25 protein-coding genes and 3 pseudogenes are annotated in these 24,786 nt (G+C 68.7%); 15 read left to right on the forward strand and 13 right to left on the reverse strand.

The features are described from left to right. Window positions 1-180: 180 nt before the first annotated feature. A complete protein-coding gene (locus ABT158_RS30600) occupies window positions 181-900 on the reverse strand; it encodes a DUF4429 domain-containing protein (protein ID WP_352359248.1) in 720 nt (239 codons plus the stop codon). A 774-nt stretch (window positions 901-1,674) separates the two neighbouring features. On the opposite strand from ABT158_RS30600, the gene ABT158_RS30605 reads away from it, so the two are divergent. Further along, complete coding sequence (locus ABT158_RS30605) at window positions 1,675-2,046, forward strand: ArsR/SmtB family transcription factor (protein ID WP_352359250.1); 372 nt, start codon at window positions 1,675-1,677, stop codon at window positions 2,044-2,046. Window positions 2,047-2,321: 275 nt separating this feature from the next. Here the strand turns inward: ABT158_RS30605 and ABT158_RS51315 are convergent, their stop codons facing one another. Together ABT158_RS51315 and ABT158_RS30615 are read right to left on the reverse strand one after the other, a co-directional pair. Next, the gene (locus tag ABT158_RS51315) at window positions 2,322-2,573 is read right to left on the reverse strand and encodes a WCX domain-containing protein (RefSeq protein ID WP_502911581.1); all 252 of its coding nucleotides are present in this window, start codon (window positions 2,571-2,573) and stop codon (window positions 2,322-2,324) included. Window positions 2,574-3,190: 617 nt separating this feature from the next. After that, window positions 3,191-3,316, reverse strand: a pseudogene (locus tag ABT158_RS30615) (HTH domain-containing protein); the annotation flags it as partial. Window positions 3,317-3,436: 120 nt separating this feature from the next. On the opposite strand from ABT158_RS30615, the gene ABT158_RS30620 reads away from it, so the two are divergent. From ABT158_RS30620 to ABT158_RS51320, 4 genes are all read left to right on the forward strand, one after another. Further along, on the forward strand, window positions 3,437-3,850 hold the full coding sequence (locus ABT158_RS30620) for a DUF1761 domain-containing protein (RefSeq protein WP_352359252.1): 414 nt from the start codon (window positions 3,437-3,439) through the stop codon (window positions 3,848-3,850). A gap of 126 nt (window positions 3,851-3,976) precedes the next feature. Continuing rightward, window positions 3,977-4,438, forward strand: coding sequence for a VOC family protein (locus tag ABT158_RS30625; protein ID WP_352359254.1), 462 nt, complete (start codon window positions 3,977-3,979; stop codon window positions 4,436-4,438). Window positions 4,439-4,522: 84 nt separating this feature from the next. Next, window positions 4,523-5,560, forward strand: coding sequence for an aldo/keto reductase (locus tag ABT158_RS30630; RefSeq protein WP_352359256.1), 1,038 nt, complete (start codon window positions 4,523-4,525; stop codon window positions 5,558-5,560). A 91-nt stretch (window positions 5,561-5,651) separates the two neighbouring features. Next, complete coding sequence (locus tag ABT158_RS51320) at window positions 5,652-5,888, forward strand: phosphotransferase (RefSeq protein ID WP_502911583.1); 237 nt, start codon at window positions 5,652-5,654, stop codon at window positions 5,886-5,888. On the opposite strand, the gene ABT158_RS30635 is transcribed toward ABT158_RS51320, so the two are convergent. Then, window positions 5,849-6,082 (reverse strand): SpoIIE family protein phosphatase, encoded by a 234-nt coding sequence (locus tag ABT158_RS30635; protein ID WP_352359628.1) that lies wholly within the window; start codon window positions 6,080-6,082, stop codon window positions 5,849-5,851. The genes ABT158_RS51320 and ABT158_RS30635 overlap by 40 nt on opposite strands. On the opposite strand from ABT158_RS30635, the gene ABT158_RS30640 reads away from it, so the two are divergent. Continuing rightward, a complete protein-coding gene (locus ABT158_RS30640) occupies window positions 6,076-6,225 on the forward strand; it encodes a hypothetical protein (protein ID WP_352359258.1) in 150 nt (49 codons plus the stop codon). The two genes, ABT158_RS30635 and ABT158_RS30640, sit on opposite strands and share 7 nt — an antisense overlap. A 668-nt stretch (window positions 6,226-6,893) precedes the next feature. On the opposite strand, the pseudogene ABT158_RS30645 reads toward ABT158_RS30640, so the two are convergent. Together ABT158_RS30645 and ABT158_RS30650 are read right to left on the reverse strand one after the other, a co-directional pair. Continuing rightward, a pseudogene (locus tag ABT158_RS30645) lies at window positions 6,894-7,058 on the reverse strand (DUF4158 domain-containing protein); the annotation flags it as partial. 903 nt (window positions 7,059-7,961) lie between these two features. After that, window positions 7,962-8,555 (reverse strand): TetR/AcrR family transcriptional regulator, encoded by a 594-nt coding sequence (locus tag ABT158_RS30650; protein ID WP_352359260.1) that lies wholly within the window; start codon window positions 8,553-8,555, stop codon window positions 7,962-7,964. A 294-nt stretch (window positions 8,556-8,849) separates the two neighbouring features. On the opposite strand from ABT158_RS30650, the gene ABT158_RS30655 reads away from it, so the two are divergent. After that, entirely contained in the window at window positions 8,850-9,527 is a 678-nt protein-coding gene (locus ABT158_RS30655; RefSeq protein WP_352359262.1) for a DUF998 domain-containing protein, read from the forward strand. 237 nt (window positions 9,528-9,764) lie between these two features. On the opposite strand, the gene ABT158_RS30660 is transcribed toward ABT158_RS30655, so the two are convergent. From ABT158_RS30660 to ABT158_RS30680, 5 genes are all read right to left on the reverse strand, one after another. Then, entirely contained in the window at window positions 9,765-10,226 is a 462-nt protein-coding gene (locus ABT158_RS30660; protein WP_352359264.1) for a tyrosine-type recombinase/integrase, read from the reverse strand. Next, window positions 10,184-10,510: a hypothetical protein gene (locus tag ABT158_RS30665; RefSeq protein ID WP_352359266.1), complete on the reverse strand. Its 327-nt coding sequence runs from the start codon at window positions 10,508-10,510 to the stop codon at window positions 10,184-10,186. The genes ABT158_RS30660 and ABT158_RS30665 overlap by 43 nt, the downstream gene beginning before the upstream one ends. 209 nt (window positions 10,511-10,719) lie before the next feature. Next, on the reverse strand, window positions 10,720-10,998 hold the full coding sequence (locus tag ABT158_RS30670) for a WHG domain-containing protein (RefSeq protein ID WP_352359630.1): 279 nt from the start codon (window positions 10,996-10,998) through the stop codon (window positions 10,720-10,722). Window positions 10,999-11,346: 348 nt separating this feature from the next. Then, entirely contained in the window at window positions 11,347-11,811 is a 465-nt protein-coding gene (locus ABT158_RS30675; RefSeq protein WP_352359268.1) for a luciferase domain-containing protein, read from the reverse strand. Window positions 11,812-11,821: 10 nt separating this feature from the next. Continuing rightward, window positions 11,822-12,703, reverse strand: a complete 882-nt coding sequence (locus tag ABT158_RS30680) for a zinc-binding dehydrogenase (RefSeq protein ID WP_352359270.1) — start codon at window positions 12,701-12,703, stop codon at window positions 11,822-11,824. A 195-nt stretch (window positions 12,704-12,898) separates the two neighbouring features. On the opposite strand from ABT158_RS30680, the gene ABT158_RS30685 reads away from it, so the two are divergent. The 3 genes and pseudogenes from ABT158_RS30685 to ABT158_RS30695 all read left to right on the forward strand — a co-directional run bounded on the left by ABT158_RS30685 (window position 12,899) and on the right by ABT158_RS30695 (window position 16,211). Continuing rightward, window positions 12,899-14,179, forward strand: a complete 1,281-nt coding sequence (locus ABT158_RS30685; protein ID WP_352359272.1) for a LuxR C-terminal-related transcriptional regulator — start codon at window positions 12,899-12,901, stop codon at window positions 14,177-14,179. Window positions 14,180-14,320: 141 nt separating this feature from the next. Further along, window positions 14,321-15,775 (forward strand): annotated as a pseudogene (locus tag ABT158_RS30690) (AMP-binding protein); the annotation flags it as partial. Further along, window positions 15,768-16,211, forward strand: a complete 444-nt coding sequence (locus ABT158_RS30695; protein ID WP_352359274.1) for an MFS transporter — start codon at window positions 15,768-15,770, stop codon at window positions 16,209-16,211. The pseudogene ABT158_RS30690 and the gene ABT158_RS30695, both read left to right, overlap by 8 nt. Here the strand turns inward: ABT158_RS30695 and ABT158_RS30700 are convergent, their stop codons facing one another. After that, window positions 16,212-16,442 (reverse strand): hypothetical protein, encoded by a 231-nt coding sequence (locus tag ABT158_RS30700; RefSeq protein ID WP_352359276.1) that lies wholly within the window; start codon window positions 16,440-16,442, stop codon window positions 16,212-16,214. Between the two features lie 29 nt (window positions 16,443-16,471). On the opposite strand from ABT158_RS30700, the gene ABT158_RS30705 reads away from it, so the two are divergent. The 4 genes from ABT158_RS30705 (at window position 16,472) to ABT158_RS30720 (ending at window position 22,549) form a co-directional block, all read left to right on the forward strand. After that, a complete protein-coding gene (locus tag ABT158_RS30705) occupies window positions 16,472-17,056 on the forward strand; it encodes an RNA polymerase sigma factor (protein ID WP_352359278.1) in 585 nt (194 codons plus the stop codon). Next, window positions 17,056-18,111, forward strand: a complete 1,056-nt coding sequence (locus tag ABT158_RS30710; RefSeq protein WP_352359280.1) for a CU044_5270 family protein — start codon at window positions 17,056-17,058, stop codon at window positions 18,109-18,111. Before ABT158_RS30705 ends, ABT158_RS30710 begins: the two co-directional genes overlap by 1 nt. A 98-nt stretch (window positions 18,112-18,209) precedes the next feature. Beyond that, on the forward strand, window positions 18,210-19,091 hold the full coding sequence (locus ABT158_RS30715) for a hypothetical protein (protein WP_352359282.1): 882 nt from the start codon (window positions 18,210-18,212) through the stop codon (window positions 19,089-19,091). A 404-nt stretch (window positions 19,092-19,495) separates the two neighbouring features. After that, the gene (locus tag ABT158_RS30720) at window positions 19,496-22,549 is read left to right on the forward strand and encodes a S8 family serine peptidase (protein WP_352359284.1); all 3,054 of its coding nucleotides are present in this window, start codon (window positions 19,496-19,498) and stop codon (window positions 22,547-22,549) included. A gap of 297 nt (window positions 22,550-22,846) precedes the next feature. Here the strand turns inward: ABT158_RS30720 and ABT158_RS30725 are convergent, their stop codons facing one another. Further along, window positions 22,847-23,026, reverse strand: coding sequence for a hypothetical protein (locus tag ABT158_RS30725; protein ID WP_352359286.1), 180 nt, complete (start codon window positions 23,024-23,026; stop codon window positions 22,847-22,849). Window positions 23,027-23,533: 507 nt separating this feature from the next. Between ABT158_RS30725 and ABT158_RS30730 the strand changes: the two genes are divergently transcribed. Further along, on the forward strand, window positions 23,534-24,775 hold the full coding sequence (locus ABT158_RS30730) for a hypothetical protein (protein WP_352359288.1): 1,242 nt from the start codon (window positions 23,534-23,536) through the stop codon (window positions 24,773-24,775). The last annotated feature ends 11 nt before the right edge of the window (window positions 24,776-24,786 follow it).

Below are 24,786 nucleotides of genomic sequence, written 5' to 3' on the forward strand. Positions count from 1 at the left end.
GCGAGAACTGCCTACGACGCCTCGTCACGTACCTACCTCTTCCAGACTTCTGTCAGCTTATGTAGCTGACTGTCCGGAATCTGCTGGGCACCTCAGGTTCTTCCCGGACGAAAGCGTGCCGTCGGGCGCCTTGAGTTCCAAGGCGCCAACGCGCACAAAAACCACATACGGGACAGCAGCTCAGCCTTCCGCCGTGACCTGTTCGATCTTGGAAGCTTGGACGGCGGCCAGCACGGCGGCGGCGAAGGGCAGGGAGTGATGCGTGGCTCCCCAGCCAATGCCGAACACCACGGAGGCGGGATCGTTGTTGGGGTTGGAGAGGGCCTGGTGCCCACGGATGCGCAGCCGCAATGACCCGCGAGCGTCCTCCAGTGCATGCCAGTCGACGCCCTCGATCTCGGTGATCGGGTAACGCCGGTCACCTGCCGTGTACTTGGCCGGGGAAGCTGTGGACGCGAACCAGGTGAAGGTGACAGCCTGCCCGTCGAAGGCGGCCTCACCATCCCATGCCTTGAAACGACGCGGCACCGAAGGACCGGCGATCAGGAACCGCTCAGCCGGACCGTGCTGGGACAGGGCCGCGCGCACCTCGTTGGCATACTGGCCGGCCAGCGTCTCCGTGGCGGCGGGCAGCACCAGCCGGTACGGATCGAGCGACTCCTGGAGCTGCCCCGTTGCCGCGGACATGACCGGATCGGCTCCCTCCCGGGGAACCACCCGCAACACCACCCTGCCGCGTGCACCAGGCTCCAGAATGACGTCGGCCAGCGCGTCGTACGGCACGAACCGCTCTCCGAGCTCCATGCTCAGTTTCGACGCCTTACCCGGCTCAGGCGTAATGCGCAGCCCACCGTCCTCGAACTCCCACGCGCAACCTCGCCCCTTCAGTACGTCACCCATGCAAGCAAGGATAGGTGCCCGAACACTGGCGGCTACGCAGACGGGCGACCACCGCGACGAACTGCCGGGCCTGCGCACGTCGCCGGCCGCCACGTACAGCGACGATGACTACGGCGACTTCTGCCGGCGCAGTTTGGAGAAGCAGGAAGCGGTCGACCTGCCCAGGTCGCGGCGCTTCGAGCGATGGCATTCGCCGGTGACGGGCTCCATGACGGTCGACCGTGACCGCAGCATGGTGACGCACGGCCACCCCTCCCATGTCGGCCCCCGAGATGATCGGTTCTGCGGCTGCCGAAAACTCCATCCATGCAGTTCAAGCCGCATATGAGTAGTGGTCCGTGAAGGCTGCAGCCGAGGCTGTCTGCCAAATTTCCGACCTGATGTGAGAGATGATGGCCTGTCGTGGTCGGCAGGATGGTCGCGGGCGTGCTCGGTGCGTGCTCGTACGCCCCGAAACGTGCCGTCAGAACCCGGCATTGCCGGACATGCAAAGCGCGCTGAGGCGGCATGAACCGCCATCAAGCGGCACCGTGCGGAACTAAAAGATCTTGCTTCTAATCCGACGGCCGCAGGTTCGAGTTCGGCAAGGCACATGTGATCACGGCATCGTCTGCAGCTGCGGTAGGGCATGCCTTGAGATGCCTGAATGGCCTGGCTGAAGACTCGTCCCATCCACGGCGGACGAGCGCGGGTCTGCTGGACGTCTTTGTCGCCGACTCGGCGCTCCGGGGCTGGCAGAGGGGCCGATCCGGTGGCTTGGTGGGAGCTGCGGTCTTGCCGTGGAAGCTGGGGCTCGTGGCGATGACGGAAGCGGGAGCTTGGATTGCTACTGGGACCCCCTTCTCGGAGGCGGAGTTGCCGGCTGTGTTCCGGGCCCTGTCCAACCCGGCCCGCCGTCAGATACTGGTGTGGCTCAAGGAGCCGATGAGTTTCCCCGGCCAGGAGCCCGACGACATAGAGATCGGTGTCTGCGCGACCGACATCCAGCAGCGTGCAGGCCTGGGACAGTCAACCACCTCGCAATACCTCGCGATACTGCGGCAAGCAGGGCTGGTGGTCGCCACCCGACGGGGCAAGTGGACCTACTACCGCCGCGACGAGGCCAACATCGCTCTCCTCCTGGAGACCCTGCGCGACGTGTTCTAGATCCAACACCCGTTCCGTTCAGTCCTGCAACGGATGAGGACGCCACGTCAGGTGCACTGGCGAGTTGGTCGGTGGCGTGACGGACGCGGCCGGTGATCCAGTTGAGGACATCGTGGGATTCCGGCACGATGCACGGGGACACTCCCTTTCATGCTCGGGCCCGGCGCCGCGCGTTGAGGCGCAGTGTGGGACTACCTGGTCGCTTGCGTTTGACCGATCCCGCATGGTGCCGACGAGTTCACTTCAACCACTGCGTGTTCCGTAGGCATGGCGACTCACAATGTCGGTGATGCGATGCCGTGGGCGGTGATCGTTCTGGTGAATCGGCGGGCCAGGTGTTCGAAGGCGTCGGTGAGTTCGTCGGGGCCGATGACTTCGATGTCGGCGTCGTAGCGGGCGATGGCGGCGGCGAGGCTGGGCCAGGACCAGGATCCGAGGGTGAGCCGGCAGCGGTGGGGGCTGGTCTCCTCGACGAGTCCCTCGCGGGTGTAGAGGGCCACGGTGGCGGCGGGCAGGTCGAGGATCACTGTGCCTTGGCAGGGCCAGTTGCCCGAGGCGTCGCCAGAGCCGCGGAACGTGCTGGTGACGAAGGTGGCGACGTCTCCTCCGGGCAGTACGCGTGGAGTGAACCGGGGCCCGTTGGGGGTGCGCGGGGTGATCCGGTCGGCGCGGAAGGTGCGCCAGTCGTCGCGGTCGAGGTCCCAGGCGATGAGGTACCAGCGTCCGTCCCAGGTGATGACGTGGTGGGGTTCGACGCGGCGCGGGGTTTGTCCGTGACCTCGGCACCGTAGTCGAAGCGCAAGATCTCGCGGGCGTGGACGGCGGCGCTGACGGTCAGGAGCACGTCGCCGCCGACCGGGGTGGCCGGCGGGGTGACAGGTCGTTCAACGGCGGTGACACGCAGCGCGTCGATGCGGTGCCGGAGTCGGGAGGGCATGATCTGCCGGATGGTGTTCAGTGCCCGCTCGGCGGGTTCGGCGAGGCCGCTGGCGGGGTTGGTGGCGACGATCTGCAACGCGATGGTGAGGGCGACGGCCTGTTCGTCGTCGAACAGCAGCGGGGGTAGTTCGGTGCCGGCGCTGAGCCGGTAGCCGCCGTCAGGGCCTTTGACGGCAGCGATGGGGTAGCCGAGCTCGCGGAGCCGGCCGACATCGCGGCGCACGGTGCGCAGGCTGATGTCCAGGCGATCGGCCAGCGCCGTGCCGGGCCAGTCCTGGCGGGTCTGCAGCAGCGACAGCAGAGCCAGCAGTCGGGCAGAAGTCTTCTGCATGAACTCATTCTGCCCGAAGTAGGTGCCACACCCTGTCACCTACCGCTGCGAACCTTCGTATCGAGCCGGTCAGCCACGCGATCCCGGACGGCCCCCTTTGACACTGACGGAGTCGGCGCCATGTTTGATGTTCTGGGCAATCTGGACTGGTTCGGGATGCTGCTCGGCTTCATCGCCTTGACCCTGCTCGGCGGTGTCTGGTTCGCCGGCCTGTTCCCCAAGGCGTACAACCGCTCGCTCGGGCGCGAGGTCGGCGCCAAGGCGCCGACCTCGCCGCTGTTCCTCGCCGGGCCGCCTCTGACCAGCCTGGTCATCACCCTCACGAGCGCGATCCTGGTGGCTGCGTTGAAGATCGACACCTACGGGGATGCGCTGCTGTTCGGCCTCATCGTCGGCCTTGGCTACCTCACGGCCAACATCGTCACCATCGCCATCAACCCCAACTCCCCGCGACCGCTGCTCCATGCGGCGATCTCCGGCGGCTACAACATCGTCGGCAGTCTGATTGTCAGCGCCATGCTGCTGGCCATCTGAGACCAGCACCACCGTGGGGACTCGCCGATCCGGCCGTCCGACACCCCCCTTCCCTGGTTCTCGAACGAGACTTACCAGCCCATACCGGGCGTACCGCGCCCGGAAAATCAACAAGGAGTCACCAGCATGGCCATCTCCACCACCACCCACCTGAACTTCCGCGGTGACGCTCGCGCAGCGCTGGAGTTCTACCAGACCGTGTTCGGCGGCCACCTCACCACCATCGCGTACGGCGACTTCGGCATGCCGAAGGAACTGCCAGACGCCGACAAGATCGTCTTCGGCCAGGTCACGGCCGACAACGGCTTCAGCATCATGGCGTACGACGTGCCCAGCCAGGCACCGGCCGCCGCCGCGCCCGCCGCCACCACTCGCGAGCACGGCATGACGCTGACCGGCGAACGGTTCTTCGTGTCCGTCCGAGGCGAAACCACCGAGGAAGTCGGTGAGCTGTGGGACAAGCTCGCCGACGGGGCCGACATCATCGAGAAGTACGGCCCGTCGCAGTGGGCCCCGGGCTTCGGGATGCTGACCGACCGCTTCGGCGTCACCTGGATCCTCGACGTCGCCGCCCCGTACGCCGGCTGACCACCAACGCACTCATCCGGTCCGAGGCGGCCTGGGAAGGCCGCCTCGGAATGCCCGGCCCTCCGCCATTGGAAGGAACAGCTCATGCGCACTCGCCCCCTGGGCCGTACCGGCATCAAGGTCAGTCCCTACTGCCTCGGCACCATGATGTTCGGCCCGTTCGGCAACCGCGACCCCGACGACTGCGTCGCCATCATCCATCGGGCCCTCGACGCCGGCATCAACTTCGTCGACACCGCCGACGTCTACGGCGGTGACGGCGAAACGGAACGGATCGTGGGCGCGGCGTTGCGCGGCCGACGCGACGACGTGGTGCTCGCCACCAAGTTCAACGGCCCCATGGGCGCCGGCCCCAACCGTCGCGGCAGCTCCCGCCGCTGGATCGTCACCGCGGTCGAGAACTCGCTGCGGCGTCTCGGCGTCGACCACATCGACCTCTACCAGGTCCACCACCCCGAGCCCGGCACCGATATCGAAGAGACCCTCGCCGCCCTGACCGACTTGATGCAGGCGGGCAAGGTACGCGCGATCGGCCATTCCAGCCTGCCGGCCGCGGAGATCGTCGAGGCCCAATGGGTTTCCGAACGGCGCGGGCTGGCCCGCTTCCGCACCGAACAGCCGCCGTACTCGATCCTGAACCGCGGTATCGAGCGCGACGTCCTGCCGGTCTGCGAGCGTTACGGGCTGGGCACGCTGGTCTGGAGCCCGCTGGCCTCGGGGCTGCTCACCGGCCGCTACCGCGAGGGCGGCAACGAACACGTCTCGAGCGCCCGCATGCACTGGGTGCCAAAGCACATGACCGACAAGCGCAACCACGATGCCGTCGAAGAACTCGTCCCGATCGCCGAGCAGGCCGGTCTGTCGCTCACCCATCTGGCCCTGGCCTTCGTCATCAGCCATCCCGCGGTCACCTCAGCGATCATCGGCCCGCGCACCATGGCGCAGCTCGACGACCTGCTCGCCGGCGCCGGCACCACCCTCGACGACGACACCCTCGACCAGATCGACAAGGTGGTCCCGCCGGGGGTCAACCCGGGCACGCTCGACATCGCCTACGTACCACCAGCACTCGAGCAAGCCGACCTGCGCCGCCGCCGCACCGGCGACCGCGCCGCCGCCTGATCTACCCGTCCCCGACCGCTGGTAGGAGCGCAAAGTCCTTGAGGGTGGGGCTTTTGGGTGGCGCGTGCTCCAGCCTCTGCGCAAGACTTGGGTGCGTCAGAGACGCAACGTCCTCACCGCGGACGGCACCGTCTGGGGCGTGATCGATTTCGACGATCTCTTCGCGGGCACCCCGGCCTGCGACCTCGCTCCCGGACGCCGCGCCCCTGCGCTGCGCTCACGGGATGGGCGGTGGGACGGGGGCGAACACTTGATCGGGGGATTCCGGCTCAGGCAAGGCCCCGCGGGTCACAAGCGGACGATGACCAGGGCAACGTCGTCGCGGTAGTCATGAGCGACGCCGAGGTGGGCCAGGACGGCGTCGGCCAGGAGCTCCGGCGGAAGGGGGGCGCAGTGGCCGAGGACGTCGGTCAGGCGGGCGAGGCCGGTGTCGATGTCCTCACCGCGGCGTTCGATCAGCCCGTCGGTGTAGAGCACGAGGGTCTCTCCGGCGGTGTGGTTCTGGCCCGTGGAGCATGAGATGGCAGGCGGCGATCGCGCGCCGGACGATGTGCAGCCGCCAGCTTTCCGCTGCTGGGCAGGCTGTGCGGGTGGTGGTGCCGGAGAAGCAGGGACTGGGCGACGTCATGGTGTTCGGCGAAAATGACCTTGATCGACACGTGTAGTGCTTGGCCAGCTCTGGATTGCCACCCCGATGGAGTATGTGCACGCCACCGGCACTCACATCGAAGGTGCCTGGGCCGCGGGTCAGCAGCGCGCCGCTCCCCGGCGGCGGGAACAAGCCGGACATCGTCCGGCGGGTCGGCGCGGCGTGTCAGAACTCCTCATTCCTGCGAGAGCTCCCGCCCCATTGCCCCACCGGCCAAGCCGGTTGACCGCCGCCCCTGGAATCGGACGAGTCAGGCGTCATTGGACGCGGCTCTCCTGCCATGAGCCCGGCGGCGCAGCCGCCGGATTCCCAGGACGGCGCCGCTGATCAGTCCGGCCAGGGCGATGGCGCCGGCTGCGACCCAGCGCCAGCCGATGACGGCGGCAATGATCAGGGGGTCGTTGGGGTTGGTGCCCTTGCACTGCAGCGGCGCGCGTCCGCGGCGCCGACCACTCCCACACCCTGATCACCCGGGCCAGCCTGGACGCTGGACGGGGGAGGCGGGGGACGCGTCCGCCGCCCGCGACCAGCTCGCCGCCCTCCTTGCCGACCGCGAGCGTGTCCTGGGCGTCGACCACTCCGACACCCTGATCACCCGATACAGCCTCGCCCGGTGGACCAAGGAGGCAGGAAAGGCGGAAGGTACGTAGGCGGCACAGAATCAAGGATTCTGAGCGGTCGGGACTACCTGGCGGCCAGGGACACGCTCGGGAGGAGGACGCCGTAGCGGGCTGTCGTCAGCTGGAGGGCGAAACCGAGGCGGGCGTGTGTCCCACGTCGTTCGGCGATCAGCGCCCGATCCGCGTCGCCCAGGTAGAAGAACCGCTCCAGCTCCGCCTGCGACGGAGCACCCGAGAAGCGGCCGCCTCACCATCACTCAAGAACTCAACCGGCATAGATGCCTAAGGTAGGGCAGGCCACGCAAGCAGGACGAGCGGAAGATCAAATAGTTAGCCGAGGGCACCCGCCAACGGGACTTTTCGTTCGGATGCTCGTCATGCCCCTGGTCGCGGGCGGCAGCCGGGTCCCCCGCCAGATGTGCCGGATTGAGGCAATGCCAAGGCCAGGGATGCCGTCGCGATGACGAACGAGCCGGCACCCGCGATCCACGACAGCGTCTCCAAGTCACTCAGGAACAGGGCCACTGCCACCACCACAAACGCCGCAGCAGTCGAGCCGAGAACCCATATCCTTCGCATGTACGCATTCTGTCCGCCTGGTGTTCGCGGCGGCGGCAGTTTCGGCACCCTGTCGCGTCTTCGCGTGTCGCAGGAATGCCGTCCCGAAAACGGTCGTTGGTGGGACGGCCTACTTGGCCATGGCCGTGATCGAGTTTCCGTAGGAGCGAGCAAGATCGGAAGTGTCTAAGCCCGTACCGAAGATCTTGATGGGAGGCCGAGGTTTCGAGATCCCCGCTTGGGACACGCAGACGTGCCTACCGGGGCCGCCCGGGCGTTCATCTAACGAACGGTAGATGAACACGCGTCGCCACTTTCGCGCCGTTGCTCGTCGGGCGAGATTATCGGCCCTTTTGGGCACTTGAGGTCCGGAGAAGGTCAATCCGGCCAGTCTCGCGACCAGCAACTCGCCAACATCCGCCGGATCTACGGCCCGGAGAAAGAGGCCCTCGGCGCCCTGGCCACGACGCCGGAGCGGCGGGCCCGATGGGGCGCCGCCGCGACATGAGGCCCTGGCCCAGAGACTCTCCCCAGCTGCCCGATGGCGGCGGCTCACGACTTCTTGCGGCTGCGCTTATCCCCCTCTGGCCTCGTCGTAGGGCGCCCACCCCTTATCGAGAAGGTGGAACCCCGCATCGATGGCCGCCGCTGGATCGGGTTCACGGATGGCCATGAGCTGAATCTGCAGGGCAAACCGGACGTAGAAGCGGATCTCTTCGCTTGGCTCCTCCAGCCCGAATTCCTCGGTGATCGCCGCGACCAAGGCATCCTCGTGCCGCAACCACATCTTCTCCGCGTAGTCGACCAGAGCCGGCGTCTCCTCCATGAGCGCGAGTATTTGGCTCTGCGGCTCGGATTTGAGCGCGGCGATTTCGGAGAGGTAGTGGGCCTTCAGCGCGTCGGAGATCGAGGTCCCCGCCATGCGGCCACTCACCGCAGCAATCAGGCGTTCATGCCGCTCACCTTCGTCACTGAAGACAAGCGCCTCCTTGTGTGGGAAGTGTGTGAAGACCGTCTTGGGCGACACATCGGCCGCATCCGCGATCTCGCGCACAGTCACCGCATCGAAGCCGCGTGCAAGGAAAAGCGTCGTCGCCGCCTCCAGTATCGCCGCCCGCGTCGCCGCCTTCTTGCGCTCACGTCGCCCTGCCGTCGCTGCATCCGCCATGGCGCATACTCTACACCCGAACACTAAGTACATTGACAGCAAAAGTAGTCTCGATATAGTGAGTGCGTGAGTGAAGTTCGAGATTCTCGCTCATGGCGTACTCGTTGACGGTTACCGGGCTCCAAGCCATGAGGTCTTAGCCCAGCCACTCGGCCTCCCCGGCCGCCGCCGATCGGGAGTCGCAGGCACAAGCGAGCCGCGTCAATCTCCGGCGGGCCCTCCCGCCAACCCCGGCTATCAGAAAGGGACCCGACCATGTCCGAAGCAATTGACTCACGGTCCAGAAGTCGCGAGATGCCTGCCTCCCACGTGCGCTTGCCTCCGCAGCGCCGAGTGGCGGGAGCGTTGCTCGTCGCCGGGCCGGCGATCTTCCTGCTCGGAGAGTTTGTCACCGCCGCAGCGTGGACCGACCCCGCCTACAGCTACACGCACCATTTCATCAGCAACCTCGGAGTCCACGGGCCCTCGACTCTGTTCGGGCAGTACATGTACTCGCCCCTGGCCTGGGTAATGAATGCCGGATTCCTCCTCTTCGGGATCACGATCCTGGCCGGAGTGGCCACGCTGCGCGATCTGTCGGACGGCCGCCGTTGGGCCATGCTCGTCCCCGCGACGCTGCTGGCCGTCGGTGGCGTCCTGCTCGCGCTGTTTCCCGGATCTGGCGAGGCACTCAACAACGGCACCGGCGAGTACCACAGCATGGGAGCCTTCGCCGGCTTCGTCGGCGGGAACGCGCTGGCCATCGTGCTCGGAAGCAGATGGCGGCGCATCGGCATCTCTCCGCGAATGGGGCGAGCACTGATCACGGTCGGCGTGATCGGTCTGCTTTCGATGGTGCTCTACCTCGCGATGATCTTTACTACGGGCGACACCCCCATCGGCATCATCGGCCTCATCGAACGCGGCGCCGTTCACCCGTTCCTGATCGGCCTCATCTGCGCTGGAGCATCGATCTGGAAGCGGAAGACGTGAACGAACCCTTGCGCCCTCCGTCACCACGGAAGTGGCAGCCTGACGCCGAACTTTTCGAGCACCACCAAAGACGGGCACGCATGTGCAGGGGCGCCGGCGGATCTCAGGCGGCCAAGCCGAGGTCGAGGCGGCGGTTCATGTCGATGTCGATCCGGCCGTAGAGGTTGGCGTTGGACCAGAACATGGGCGAAAGGCCGCGTCTGTCGACGTCGGTCATCTTCTCCTGCCGTGGGGTGCTTAGGACCGCCGCGGGTGAAGCGGCGCAGCACCAGCTCGGCCTCGGCCGTGCCCAGCCGCAAGGCGGTGGCCTACCATCTGGTCGTACTGCTGGGCGATGATCGTCCAGTCGATCGGCTTGTCGGCCACCATGCCGCTCAGGCTGGACGGGACCTGGTCGCTGGCATCGGCCTTGACCAGCTTCTGCTGGGCGATCCTCTTCATCCGCGGCAGGGCCCGGTTGTCGTCGGCGTGGGGCCAGTTGGGGCGTTCGTCGAGCCAGAGCTGTAGTTCGGTGCGGAGCTTGGGGTGGATGTCGACCTCGCGGAACTTGCCGCCCTTGCCGTACAGACGCAGCCGGCCCTTGCGGGCCGACATCTGGATGTCGTCGACGTCGAGGCGGACGACCTCGCTGATGCGGGCGCCGGCGTAGTACGGGATCAGCGCGATGCACCGGCCTCGGGGGGACAGATGCGCCTCCACGGCGCGCAGCCAGCGGATGCGGGCGCGCTCCTCCAGGGCGCGGGGTGCGCTTTGGGCAGGTCTTCGCGGGCGACGTCGGCCTTGCCCAGGCCTCGGCGGACGTGGAAGTCATCCAGTGCGGTGAGGGCGGAGTTGACGTAGACGCGGCTGCGCTTGGCGGGGCCGTCGCGCAGCAGCCACATCCGGTAGTCGCGCACCGCCCAGTTCCGTGCCTGCCGATCGGTGAGGGGATCGGTGGAATAGGTGGCGGCGTGGTCGGCCAGCCAGGACAGGAACATGCGCACCCGGCAGCGGTAGGTGCGCCGGGTCTCGGCCGACAGCGGCGCGCGCTCCAGCGCCGCGGCGTACTCGCCGAGGAGGCTGTCGTAGGCGGGCGGGAGCCGGGTGGAGCGGGCGCCCAGACGGCGCCTCGTAATCTCGGAAGCGGATCCGGGAGTGTACTTCCGAGATTGGACTAATCTCGGAAGTAACCGCTTCGATGCCGACGATCACGTCAATCACCGTAGGGCAGTGCGAGTGACCTGATCAGGTCACGCATCTCGGCCCGGTACAGGTCACCGGGCCGGTGAGCCTGCGGGCCGAGATGCCCGTAGACCTCCAGCGCGAGCAGGCCGTGCATGCGTCCCCACAGGCGCAGCGCCAGGGCGAGGGCGGCGGGCGGCAGGTCGGGGAAGGCATCTCGGACGGTGTCCACCTGTTCGGGGGCGAACGCCGCCCAGGTGCAGTCGTCGTCCTGGACGTCCTTGGCGTACGGCCAGGCCGCAGCGGCCAGCGCGGTGAGCCCGAGGCAGGCCCGCTTGGCGGCTTCGGGCGCCGGCCCGCCGGCGGCTGGTAGCCGGGCACGGGGTCGCCGTAGATCAGGCGGAAACCCTGGGGTTGGCCAGCGACCATTCGCGCAGTGCCGTGGCCCAGGCCAGGATCCGGCCGAACCGGAGGCCCTCACCCATTCACAAGATCATCGACATCGTGTCGTCGTCCCCGTGTCCAACCTCTGTGGTCAGTACAGCTAGCCGTCCGCCGTTCGCGGCAGGAGCGCACCCGGTGCCTGGCTGGCCGCCGCGGTCAACCTCCGCGCCGCGGGCGGGCGACGCGGCCAGGGGTTGACTGCGGGGCCGGGCGGCTACAGGGTCCTGCCGGTGGCGTATCGGTAGGAGGCCGCGACGACGGTTCTGGCAGTCTCCAGTTCTTGTGGGCTGCGGGGACCGTACAGCATCACCACGTTGATCGTGGGTGAGTACAGGGGATGGCGCTCGCCCCAGCCCTTGGCGATGAGCTCTTGCTGGTCCTCCTGTGACAGGGCCATGTGCAGGCTGCCGTCGACGTGGACGTGGGCGAACTCGGCGACCAGTCGGGGCGGCAGGAGCACCGCTCCCTGCGGCGGCACCGCGTCCTGGTGCAGGAAGAAGGCGAGCGAGCCCGGCTCGGAGATCTCGCTCGGCCTGATCTCGGTGCCGGGAAGCCGGGTGCTCATCCATTGCGCGAGCTGTTCGCGGATCTCGCCGGGGCTGTTCTGGCTGAGCTGGACGTGCGGAACGGACGGGCCGGTACGGGGACGGTCCCCGGCGCGGGTGGGAAGGGACAGCATGACGGACTCCTCAGAAAGTGATGACGATCTTGCCGCGCGTGTACTGGCCTTCGGCCAGGTCGCGCATGGCCTGCGGGGCTTCGTCGAACGGGTAGGTCGCGGCCACCTCGATGCTCATCCGGCCCGCCGCGACCCGTTCGGCCTGCCGGTGCAGGTCGCCGGTCGATGCCTCCATCCGGACGTAGACGGGCGCGACCCCGTCCACCTCCGCCGGGTCGTACAGGGTGGAGACGAGCCGGCCGCCGGGCCGTACGAGTCCGGCGGGGGACGCGAGTGCGGGACCGGCGTTGATCAGGTCGACGACCACGTCCAGCCCGTCGGGGTGCAGCCGCCGGGCCGCGCTCAGAGTGTCGACGGCGGTGTGGTCGATGGTCTCGTGCGCACCGAGCGCGCGGATGTAGGCCGTGTCGGCGGGTGCTGCTGTGGCCAGCACGCGTACGCCCAGCTCGGCGGCCTGCTGGACCACAAGGGCGCCCACGCCGCCGGTCGCGCCGATGACCAGCGCACTGTCGCCTGGCTCCAGGGCGGCGGCGGCCAGGACACAGTGCGCGGTCATCGCCGCCATGGGCAGCGCGGCGGCATGGGCCGGGGACAGCGCGCGCGGCCGGCGGACGAGCTCGGGCCCCTCGCCGACCAGCGCATACTCGGCGATCATTCCCGAGGCCGCGCCTGCGTAGGCGATCACCTCGTCACCGGCCGCGAACCGCGTCACGCCTTCTCCCACGGCCGCCACCACCCCGGCGGCATCCACGCCGGGCACGAACGGGTGCGTCACCGGGAACATCGCACGCAGCTCACCCGTGACCAGCTTCACGTCGATGGTATTGAGCGCCGCAGCCTGCACGCGGACCTGCACCTGGCCAGGGCCGGGTGACGGGGGTGGGCACGTCATGGACACGCAGCTGCTCCAGGGTGCCGTAGGCAGCGGCGACAAAAGCTTTCATGATCAGAGGCTCCTGATGTGGCGGCGAATCGGGCAGGGCAAGCCTGCTCGCCGCCCGCCCTCCCGCTCACCGTCCGTCCGGGCGGCACCTGCTACCCGAACGGGCAGCGACCTCCCTTGCCGGGCGTCGCCTAGCATCAGCGCATGGACCTGCCCGACCCGCACACCGCGCTGGCGGCAGCCGCATCCGTGCTGCGGGCGCCGACCGGTGCCATGCTCGAACCGCTGTCACAGGCGCTGGCCGAGTTCTTGCCGCACCGGGCGGTGACCGTGCTCACCGGCGACTGCGCCCGGCATCCCATGAAGGCCCACGGCGAGACGGCGATCATCGAGAAGATCACCAGCGCCGAGCTGGCCCGCGTGGGCGGCACGGTCGGCGTGGGCCAGCCCTGGTCCGGCCGGGCACGTCTGGCCGGCGAGGACCTGCCGGTGCTGGCTGTCGCCTCCCGCCCGGCCGGGGCCTCCGGCGGCCTGCTCGTGGTGGTGACCGTCGGCGGGGACGCGCCCGCCGGCCCGCCAGCCGAGCTGGTGCAGCGGCTGTGGGACCTGGTCGCCCTGCAGCTGATGCACCGCGCCGAGAACCTGCCCCCCGCCGACCTGACCGGCAACCGGGTGGCCGCCGGCGAGCGGGCCCGCGTCATCGCCGAGCTCACCAGCATTCACGCCGCCACACTGCAATCCCTGCTCGGCACCTTGCGCAGCCGTACGCTCGACGACGCCGCCGCCCGGCGCACCGCCACCGACCTGGCCGTGTCAGCGTTGATCGAGTTGCGCGCCGCGGCCGACCTGAATTCCACGCTGAGCGAGGAGCCGGCCGGGGCGGCCTTCGACCGGCTGGCAGGCAAGCTGGCACCCCTCGCCCGCCACAGCCAGGTGTCGCTGGAACTGGCCGGGCCGCGCGACCGCGACCGTGCCCTACCGTCCGACATCGCCAACACCGCCCTGGCCCTGGCACGGGGCGCCGTGGTCACCATGCTCGAGCAGGACGGCCTGACGAGAGTTCGGGTGTCCTGGGAGCCGGAGGAGTCCGAGCTCCACCTCGTCATTCGCGACGACGGGCCGGGCACGCTCGCGGCCGGCGCGCTTGCCCTGCGCCGCCTGGCCGAGCTGGCAGCCGCCGTGGACGGCCGTCTCTCCCTCGACGCCGTCCCCGGCTGGGGCACGACGATCAGTGCCGCGCTGCCGCTCACCCCGCCCGCCCCCCCGGCCTCGGACGCCGCCCTGGCCGCGCTCAGGCCACGCGAGCTCGAGGTGCTCGAACGGCTGGCGCGCGGCCTGCGCAACCGGCAGATCGCCGAAGACCTGCTGATCAGCGAACACACCGTGAAGTTCCACGTGGCCAACATCCTGGCCAAGCTCGGCGTGGGCACCCGTACCGAGGCCGCCGCCCTTGCTCACGCCTCCGGCCTAACCACGCCGGTCTAACCACGCCGGTCTAACCACGCCGGCTTGACCGCGCCGGCCTGACCACGCCGGGCAACGCCCGGCCGCCGTGCTCGCTACGCCGGCAGCGGCCGTGGAGGATCGACTGGCGTAGGACGATCACGTAGCTGCCGTCCGAGACCGCCGGAGAGCCTGGTCAACGGCTACGGTCCGACCGAGAACGCGGTCTACTCGTGCTGCTACCGGTACGACCCGGCCCACGGGTACGAGCGGAAGCTGCCCATCGGCCCGCCTCGTGACGGCTCAGGTGCGGTGGTCCTGGCCGACGGGCTGCACCCGGTGGCGCCGGGGATGCCCGGCGAGCTCATCGTCACGGGGAGCGGGCTCGCCGACGGCTATGTCGGGGACGAGACACTGACCTCTGCGCGCTTCATCTCGCTGCCCCAGGAGTACGGCCGCCGTGGATATCGCACGGGTGACGGCGCCCGGCTGCTGCCGTCGGGCGACTTCGACTGCCTGGGCAGGCTCGACCGCCAGCTCAAGGTCAGGGGCTTCAGGCTCGAACCGAGCGACGTGGAGAGCGTGCTCCGCCAGCATCCGGACGTACGGCAGGCGGTCGCCTTCGACGTCAGGACCGCGAACGGCCCGCTGCTCTGCGCGGCGGTCGAACCCGCCGGCCTCGACGGTGCCGCCCTGCGCCAGTTCGTGTCCGGCAGGCTACCCCGCTGGTTCCTGCCCGGCCGCCAGCCGCTGAACCGGGTGCTCGGCTGCTCGCGCGCGGACGTGCTGGTCGAGGACGGCCGTCCGCGGTTTCTGGAGTTCAACTTCGGGGCGTGCCTCGACGGCGCCACCTCCACGCCGGTCCTGGCCCGCGCCCTGATGGAATCGGCTCCAGGGCTCGACACGCACCGCGCGCACGGCATCACGACGCAGTCGGTGTTCGCCGCGCGGCTGGCCTGGGTCAAGGACCACCTGCCGCCCGGCACGGCCAGGCTGGCCCTGCTGGGGTTCGCGCGGGACGGGGACGAGGGCTCGCTGCGGGCCTTCGAGCTGGAGGCGGCCCACCACTCGGCGAACGGGCTGAGCTGCGACTTCGTCCCCTTCGACGAGGCAGAGGTCGGCGACGACGCCCTGCACCGGCGGGGCAACACCTACCTGTTCCAGCGGACCGACCTGCCGCCGGACCAGGAGCGTCTCCTGGACTTCGTGCCCTGGACGGCGAGGCTCGCGAAGCAGCCCGCCCGCCGCGGCGGAGAGGTCGTGGACGTCGCCGAATGGACCGCCAACCATCGGGAGCGGGCCGTGCTCAAGCCGAGCAACGCCTTCGGCTCGCGCGGAGTGGTCCTCGGAGACCGTACCCCGGCAGGCGAATGGGAGCGCGTGGCGAAGGAGGCCGTACGGGCGGGCGACCACGTCGTGCAGGAGGCCGTCGATCCCGGCCCTTGGCCGCTGACCTACTGGGACCTGGAGCGCGAGGAGATCCGCGACGTTCTCGCGCCCGTGCTGCTCGGCCCTTTCCAGGTCATGGAGCGCAGCGGCGGCTGCTCCACCAAGCAGCCCGGGGTCAACGACGCGGGCCGGCTGGTCAGGAGCCGGGACGGGTTGTCATTCGGATGCATCGTGGTGGCCGGTGAGTGACACGGCCGTGGAGCCGTCGCGGGCCGGCGGCTCCTGGCTGTCCCGGCTGCTGGTCGCGTTCGGGTTCGCGAATGTCGCCGACGGCGTCGGCCTCGTCCTGCTGTCCATCGTCACGGTCTCGCTGACGCACTCGCCGATCGCCCTGGGCGCTGTGGCGCTGGCCAGGACCCTGCCATGGTCCCTGCTCGCGACTCCGGTCGGCGTGCACGCCGACCGGAGTCCGTTACGGGTGCTGATGATCAGCGCCAACGCCGTCCGCTGCGTGATCATGGTTGTGCTCGCCGGCCTGATCGTCCTGGATCACCTGCCGCTCGCCGTGGTCATCGTCGCCGCCGGGCTGATCGGCGTCTGCGAGGTGTACTACGACATCGCCGCGCAGACCGCCCGCCTGTTCAGGTACCCGAGGCCTCGGCCTGCCCGGCCGGACAGGAGCTAGCTAGATGACCTGGACGGGCGCCCATGTCTGGACCGCATACGGCCCGGCACCACGCCGATCCTGGACGGTTTCGGTGTGGGCGGCCTTCAACGCGGCCTTCAGCGCGGCCTTCAGCGCGGCCTTCAGCGCGGCCTTCAGCGTGTCCTCGGCGTGGAGGGCGCGTGCCCGCTGGGGCGCTTCGATGGCCGCGCCGGAAATTGGCGTGAAGAAAATCTGCCGAGCGGCGAACACTGGGAGACAGTCGCCTTCGGAAGGACGCCATGGCTGCACCACCTGACGCCAACGATGTGCTGGAAGACGTCACCATGGTCGAGCGGTCGATGGACAATCCCGAGCTTTTCGCCCTCCTGTACGACCGGTACTTCCAGGAGATCTACCGCTACCTGGCCGCCCGGCTCGGCGGCGAGCAGGCCGAGGACCTGGTCGCGGAGGCCTTCCTGCTCGCGTTCGACGGCAGGTGCGGCTTCGATCCGCAGCGGGGCACCGTGCGGTCGTGGCTGTTCGGCATCGCCACGAATGTCGTGGCCCGGCACCGCCGCAGGGAGGGCCGCCGCCTGAACGCGCTCAGCAAGATCGCGGCTGAGGACTCCGGTGACGGGCACGAGGACCGAGTGACCTCGCAGCTCGCGGCGCAGGCCAGCCGGCCGGAGCTCGTACGGGGGCTGAAGGGCCTGTCGAAGGGCGATCGCGACGTGGTGTTCCTGCTCGTGTTCGGCGGGCTGGGCTACGAGGAGATCGCCGCCGCCCTGGACGTACCGGTGGGGACCGTCGGGTCCCGGTTCAACAGGGCGCGCAAGAAGCTGCGCAAGGCCCTGGGCGACGTCAACCCGATCGGGGAGTGGTGATGGACGAGTTGAAGCTGATCGAGGCCGTGTTCGCGGAGCCCGAGCCGACGCCGGAGGCGGCAGCGAGGGGGCGTGACCGCCTCCTCCGCCTGACCCGCCAGGCACAGGCGTCACGGTTGGACCGTCCGCGCCGCTGGTGGCCCACCGCGCTGCCGATCCGGCGCGTCGCCCTGGTCGGCGCCATGGCGGTGATGCTCACCGGCGCAATCATCGTCAGCCAGGTGAGTCTGGGCGGCTCCGACTCGCGTACCCCCGGGTACCTGATCGCTGCCCCTCCGGCCGACGCCAAGGCGCTGCTCACCCTGGCCGCGCGGGCCGCTGCCGACCGGCCCGACATGGTGCCGGCCCGCGGCCAGTACGTGCACACCAAGACGCTGGCCCAGCACAGCCTGTACACCAGGGACGAGGCGGGCGCCATGCAGTACACCAAGGTGATGGTCAACGAGGAGCGCTGGGAGGCCGCCGACGTGGGTAAGCCCTGGCTGAGCCGCAAGCAGAGCCTGTCAGCCACGGGACCGGCGCCTCGGCGTTTCTGGGACCACGGCGTCGAGGACATCCTCTCCGAGTCGTCGGGCTGCCCTGGCCAACCGGCCTACGCCCGGCTGCGCACCTGGCCGACGGACCCCGCCCAGGTGCGCGCGAAGATCGTGGCCGACACGGGCGAGGAGCCGCTGCGCATCTGGTCCTCCCTCCAGGGCCTGATCCGCGAGTCCGTGGTACGGCCCAGCCTGGGCGCCGCGCTCTACCAGGTGGCCGCCGGGCTGGACGGCATCGTGCTCATCGGTGACGCGGCGGACGTCTCCGGCCGCCCCGGGCTGGCCGTCGCCATGGACGAGGGCAACGGCACCCGGTCCGAGCTGATCTTCGACCGGCAGACCTATCACTACCTGGGCGAGCGCACGGTGGTCACCAAGGGCAGGAGGGTGAAGCTGCCCAAGGGCGAGTACATCGAGAAGAAGGGCATGGTGACCGGCACCGCGGTGCTCGCCGCCGATCTCGCCCCCGGCCTGCCCGAGGTGTCGCCGAAGGCGTCCCGCATGAAGATCCCCTGCTGAGACCTTTCCCCACCTGATCCGGCCTTTCGGGCCGTGAGTTCTGTTTCGCATGCCCTCAGATCGATCCGGCATGCCCTCAAGGAAAGAGGAGAACCTGCATGTTCATCGCCAAGGCCGTCGCGGTCACCCTGCTCGCCGGTTCATTCGGCGGCCTCACCTCGCCGCCGTCGGGGGACGCCGCCGCGTACGAGAAGCAGACACAACTGGAGGCCAAGCGCGTCGCCTGCATGATGGAGCGGGGCCTGGACTACGTGGCCTCCCCGGAGCCTCGGTACACGTGGCAGCCCGGGGAGCAGGAGCGGCTCGCGGGTGACCTGGAGGCGCTGCGGGAGTACCGGGCCAAGTACGGCTTCGGCGTCTGGTCCCCGAACGTCTATCCCAAGGACAAGGTCGTCAACCCCGTCCAGCACGAGGACCCGAACAACAAGATGCTGATGTCGCTCGCGGCCGGCCGGCTGAAGAAGTGGCGCGCCGCCGACGACGCCTGCTTCTCCCAGGCGGTCAAGGAGGTGCTGGGCAAGACCGTCACCTCCCAGGAGGACTACTACGACCAGCTCGAAGCGGCGGTGGACAAGTCGCTGAGCGTCCTCGACCAGGACAAGCAGCTCGTCCAGCTGGGCAAGCAGTTCGCCACGTGCCTGGGGGTCGGCGAGACCAGGCCGACAGCGCTGGACGGTCTGAGCCACACGAAGATCGTGCGGCAGGCTTCGGACGTCGCCAAGAAGACGTGGAAGGGCGAACTACCCAAGGAGGCCGAGGGCAAGACCGTCATCTTCCGGCCGAACCTGAAGCCCGCGCAGGCCAGGCCGTACCTGGACAAGGAGATCAAGGCGGCGCTGAGGGACCTGGAGTGCGGAAAGGCCTTCTACCCCGCCTACTTGCCCAAGGCTGTGGAGATCACGTCGCGGGTCTACCAGGAGTTCGGCAGGGAAGGCGCGGCCCAGGCGGCGCCGTCCCGGATCTACGGCAAGCTCGTCTGACGCAGCGCTCCCGGGGTGCCGCTCGTGGGGGTGAGCGGCACCTCTCGCAACGAGTGACGCACGACGCGTTCGGATCTCCCGGGCCGGCCTGGGCGCCCCTTGCCCGCGCTGCCCCATCGGAGGGCTTCCGTGAGCGAGGGCGGTGGTGATGATCGCGGACTCTCCTGATCCGGCCGTTGCCCCGACGCCAACCGGCGGTGATCGCCTTCCCAGCACATGGTGATCTCGCGCCTCGGCGTCGAGAGCTGATGTCAACTCTCCGCACATCGACAACGAGAGAGCAGATGAAATTAACCCACGCAACCCTCGCCGTGATCGTGGCGGGATCGCTCATCGCAGGCGGTACCACGAGTGCCGCGCAGGCAGCCGAGGCGGCATCTCCCGTGACCGGGGTGTCGGGCTCAGTGACGCTGCTGACCGGCGACCGGGTGACTGTCACAGCGAACGGCTACCGGATCGAGCCTGGTCCGGGCAGAAATCATCGCTTCGACGTCCAGCGCCGTCAGGGCCACCTTCACGTCATTCCAGAGGACGCCAAACGGCTGCTGGCCCAGGGCCTGCTGGACGAGCGCTTGTTCGACGTCACGCAGCTGCTCACCTGGCGGTACGGCGACGCCTACAAGGCGGACATACCGCTGATCGTCCAGTCCGCCGAAGGGACGGCGGCACCGGCGCTCAGCGGAACGCGCAAGGCGAAGGAGTTCGCCGGGCTGGGGCTGGCCGGCACGAGCGTGTCCAAGGCGACGGCGGGCCAGACCTGGCAGAGCCTGGTCGGTGGCGCCCGATCACTGGCCGCCGGCAAGTCGAAGATCTGGCTGGACGGGAAGCGGCCCATCACCCTTGACCAGAGCGTCAAGCAGATCGGGGCTCCGCAGGCGTGGCAACAGGGGCTGACCGGATCCGGTGTCACGGTCGCCGTGCTCGACTCCGGTTACGACGCCACCCACCCCGATCTCAAGGACGTGGTCACGCAGTCGCGGAACTTCTCCGACGAACCAGACATCACCGATAACGTGGGGCATGGCACCCATGTCGCCTCCATCGTGGCGGGCGCCGGAGAGAAGTATCGGGGTGTCGCGCCGGGCGCGAAGATCGCGCTTGGCAAGGTCGGCGGAGAGAACATCAGCGAATCGGCGATGCTGGCAGGCATGGAATGGGCCGCTGTCGAGGTCAAAGCAAAGATCATCAACATGAGCATCGGCGGCCCGGACACACCTGGCATCGACCCGATCGAGCAGGCCGTCAACACCCTGTCAGCGCGTACGGGAGCGCTGTTCGTCATCGCGGCGGGCAACGACGGAGCACCCGGCTCGGTCAGCAGCCCGGGCAGCGCCGATGCGGCGTTGACGGTCGGCGCGGTCGACAAGTCCGACAAGATGGCCGAATTCTCCAGCCGCGGCCCGAGAAATGGCGATCACGCGATCAAGCCCGACGTGACCGCACCCGGCGTCGACATCATGGCGGCGGCCGCGCAGGGCACGGCAGACGGCCCGTACGTCGCCCACAGCGGCACCTCCATGGCGGCGCCGCACGTCGCGGGTGCGGCGGCGATCCTCGCCCAGCAGCACCCGGACTGGAGCGGCGAGCAGCTCAAGGCCGCGCTCATCGGTAGCGCCGCGCCGCAGGCCGGCGCCACGCACTTCGACCAGGGCGCCGGGCGCGTCGACCTGGTTCGCGCGGTCGGTCAGCAGGTGTATGCCAGTCCCGCGAACATCGGCACGGTCCTCCGCTGGGGCAGATCCGGCGAACGGCAGGCGACCAAGGAGATCACGTACACCAACGCCGGCGACTCTGCGGTCACGCTGGACCTCACCGTGGACGGCGACGTGCTGCGCACCTCGGCACAGCGGGTCGAGGTGCCCGTCAAGGGCACGGCATCGGTCACCGTGACGATCGACGGGACCGGCAAGGAGCCCGGCGATCATCCGGGCACCATCACGGCCCGATCGGGTGACCTTCTCGTCCGTACCGTCGCCACCGCGTACGTGGAGCCGGAAGCCTACGACGTGAAGATCAGCGCACTGGGTACCGACGGCCAGCCCGTCGACGCGGTCGGGGAGTTCTACAACGGCAAAGGCGAGAGTCTCCGGATGGTCCTTCGCGGCGCGCCGGACACCTACCGGCTCCCCGCCGGCGAGTGGAGCCTGTACGTGGACATCTACGAAGGCACGCGCATCACGACCACGCACTTGCCGGTCAAGGTCGGCGAACAGGGCACGGAGATCGTCCTGGACACGCGCCAGGCCAAACCGATCAGATTCACCCTGGACGAGCCCACGGCTGTCATCAGCGGGTGGACCGAGATGTGGGTGATCAATGGTTCGTGGTACCTCGGCTGGGCCGGAGGCAGGCCCGACCCCAGCGCCGTGTACTTCGTGCTCGGCTCCAAGCAGCCTGGACTGAAGTACGTCACCAGAATGCATTTCCACAAGAAGGACGCCTCTCCCACCCCCGTCCGCTACGACCTGGTGGACGAACGCCATGACGGCGTGCCCGAAGACCCCACGTACGCGGCCAGGGTGAAGGACCTCGACAAGGTGACCACCACCTTCCGCGGTGCCGGAACGGCCGCGAAGGGCACCTACTTCGTGGCGAACGCCATCGAAGGCGTTTCTGACGGATTCCTGACCCCCACGAACGATGTGCCTCTGCCGGGCAAGCTCACGGAATACCGGACGCGAGGGCACAAGTGGTCCAGCGCGCTGCGCGTCGGCGAATCCGCGGTCACGGGGGCCACGGGACCCACCGGCGACGGCCGCGATCGGCAGACGTGGGGCGTCGCGGTCAGCGGCCCGTCCTTCGCCACCTCGGGCGCCTGGCGGGAGGGGAACACCGTGACGTTCGACGGCGCCCGGCTGTTCTCCGAGGGCGTGCCCGGCCGGGTCGGCATGGACGGCGCCGCCACCGGCACCATCAGCCTCGCCAAGGGTGATCAGGTCATCTCCACGATCGACTACACCAGGTGCGGGCTGTGGGAGGCCGATTCCTGCCGGCTGAGCACCGGTCTCCCGGCGGAGCCCGCCAGGTACACGCTCAGCGCGACGGCCCGCCGACAGGTGCCGCACTCCACGCTGTCCACGAAAGTGGAATCGACGTGGACGTTCCGCTCGGCGAGCACCGCCAAGCGGGAAGCGCTCGCCCTGGCGGCGATTCGCTTCGCCCCGGAGGGGCTGGACGAGTACAACCGCGCCAAGCCCGGATCGTCCACCCGGCTGCCGATCTGGATCGAACGCAATCCCGGCGCTCCCGCGGCGGCCGTGAAGTCCATCCACCTGCAGATGTCCGTCGATGACGGAGCGACCTGGCGCGACATCCGGGTCAGAGCCAAGGGCTCGGACTGGACGGCGCGGATGACCAACCCGCGCACGGCGGGCTTCGTGTCCCTGCGCGCCACGTCGACCGACACCGCGGGCAACACCGTCAGCCAGACCATCCACCACGCCTACGCGGTCGGATAACCCTCCCCGCAGGGCGGCAGCGATCTTGGACCGCCTTGATCACGCACGAGTTCTGGCCCCACCTGGGCGAGATCCCGGTTCGAGGGTTCAGTCCGTCTGTGGGTTCGGGGACTGCCGTCCCCGAACCCCTGCAGACCTCGGCGAGAGAAGCCCAGGAATGGACAGCCCGCCAGTCTGAAACTTCGATCTTGCTCAAAGTCGCCGATCGAATCACAAGCTGATCTTGCCAGTCGCGCTGGGCGGCGAGCTGAAGAGGTGAATCAGGCACTCACGCACCGGACAACGGGTTGACCGCCGTCAGCTGTGGGGGGAGTGCTGGGCCTCGCTCTGAGTGAGCCGGTAGGAGCGAGTGGCGGTGTCGATGATGGCGGCGTTGTAGGTGAGGCGGGCGACGATCGCGGCGCAGGGACGCGGCTCGGTGAAGGTCTTGGTCCAGGCGTCCTTCTCCCGAAGTTGTCCCCAGCCGTCAGGTAGCACTGATCGGACGGAACGCCTATTCTGTCCGGTTCCGGAATGACTGAGTCGCAGGTCAGCGCATCCGAGACGCTCTCCACGCGGATTCGAGCGCATCCCAGCGCTAACATCCGGTGCCGAAAACTCGGTCTCTGCTGACCTGTAACGATCGGTCTACTTGACGGGTGGGGGCACGCTCGGGAGCAGGACGCCGGGTCGTACTGATTGATCAGCACACGGACAGCGGTTACCTGATCATGGCCTGTCAGTAGGAGCGGACCGGTGAACCGGGTTTGGTGTCACATGCGTTGACCCTGTGCGGCATGATGATCGACGGTCACCCTGTCGTGATCTCTGACGCTAGCCACTGACCAGCCGACCCCCTGGGGGGAGAGGTGCCTGATGGCCCTGCCGGTGGTGACTGATGCGGGGGAGCGGCGCGCGAAGGCGTTGGTGAGAGCAGCCGAGGCGCGGAAGGCGCACGGCGCGGGCGTGCGGTCTCAAGTAAGTCATGCGAACTGAGAGGCTTTCGTGGATTTTACGATCTGCCAGTTTCTGGGGCACACATGCGAAGACGGCCGGGACTCGCCTATCTGGCACGCGCAGATGCAGGTGGCGGCATGTGCGCATCTGCTGAATGAGTGGCTGCAGGAGGACACCCCTGACAAGGAAGCGGTCGGCATTCGCCTCCTCGTCGATGTTCGTGAAGTGACGCAGGCCCCCGCCGGGCCGGAGACCGCCTCCCTCGTGAACGCCGGGGTGTTTCCGGCCTTGTCGCCCTATGGGCCGGTGCGCGAGCCGCTCTCCTGCGAACCGATCCCTCTCCCCGGGGTGGCTACGGCCGTGGAGCGCGCCCTGTTCGGCACGCCGGCGTCACGGCGCGTCGAACTGATGTCCGCCGCTCTTCGGGCGTCGATCGAAGACTGGGCCGAGGAGGCGGCGCTGGTGAGGGTCGCCGACCCGGCCGGTGGCGACGTCCAGGGGGAAACGCATGTTGTGCTTCTGTCCTCCTCCGGCCTGATGCGCCTCAGTGTCGTGCGCGTGGACGATCGCGGACTCGACCGTGACCCGGCTTGTTCCTTCGCGGGGCATTGGTGCGACAGCGGAGCCCGGCCGGGGGAGCGGAGTCACGCGCTCACCGAGGCGAGGCTGCGGGCCATCTGCGCGGGAACTGCTCTTCGCGCCCCGCTGGACTTCTTCGGCTACGGCCCGTTCAAGATCGAATGGGTGCGGCATGGGCTGCCGTCCTCAGCTGGAGTGGACGCCATCAGGACGTGGTGGAGAAGTAGCGCGTGGAGCCGACGGTATCTCGACGATTACCTGCTCGACGAGCTGCCCGTCCCTGACGATCCGCAGGCGTATTTCGAGGATCCGGACAATCTGACGGAGGAGCGTGATCCGCTCGAACTGGGCGACCCGGACGACGGCCGGGCATGGTGGGGAGGGGAGGTCGGCGCCGGGCTCCAGCCTCTGGACACGACGGAGTTCTTCCGGGAACTGCAGTCCTTCCGTGCCGCCTGCCTGCAGGAAGCAGTTGGCGCGGAGGCGGCAGAGCTGGTGCCGTATCTCCTGAACGAGCTTCTCGACCGCCCCATCCGCCGCGTGGGCGGTCCGGAACGCCGTTTACGGGTGTGGGCCGATGCCGACGAGGACGGCCGCTTCTGGCGGGATGCGACAGACGAGGTCTACCGGTACGGCCATGGGCGCAGGCTCTTGATCCTTGGTCCGGAGGAGGCGATGTACATCGTGTTCAAGGATGAGCAGAATCCCTGAGCCTCCGTCGT

It is taken from the genome of Nonomuraea sp. NPDC001636 (assembly GCF_040298265.1).
GTDB lineage: Bacteria > Actinomycetota > Actinomycetes > Streptosporangiales > Streptosporangiaceae > Nonomuraea.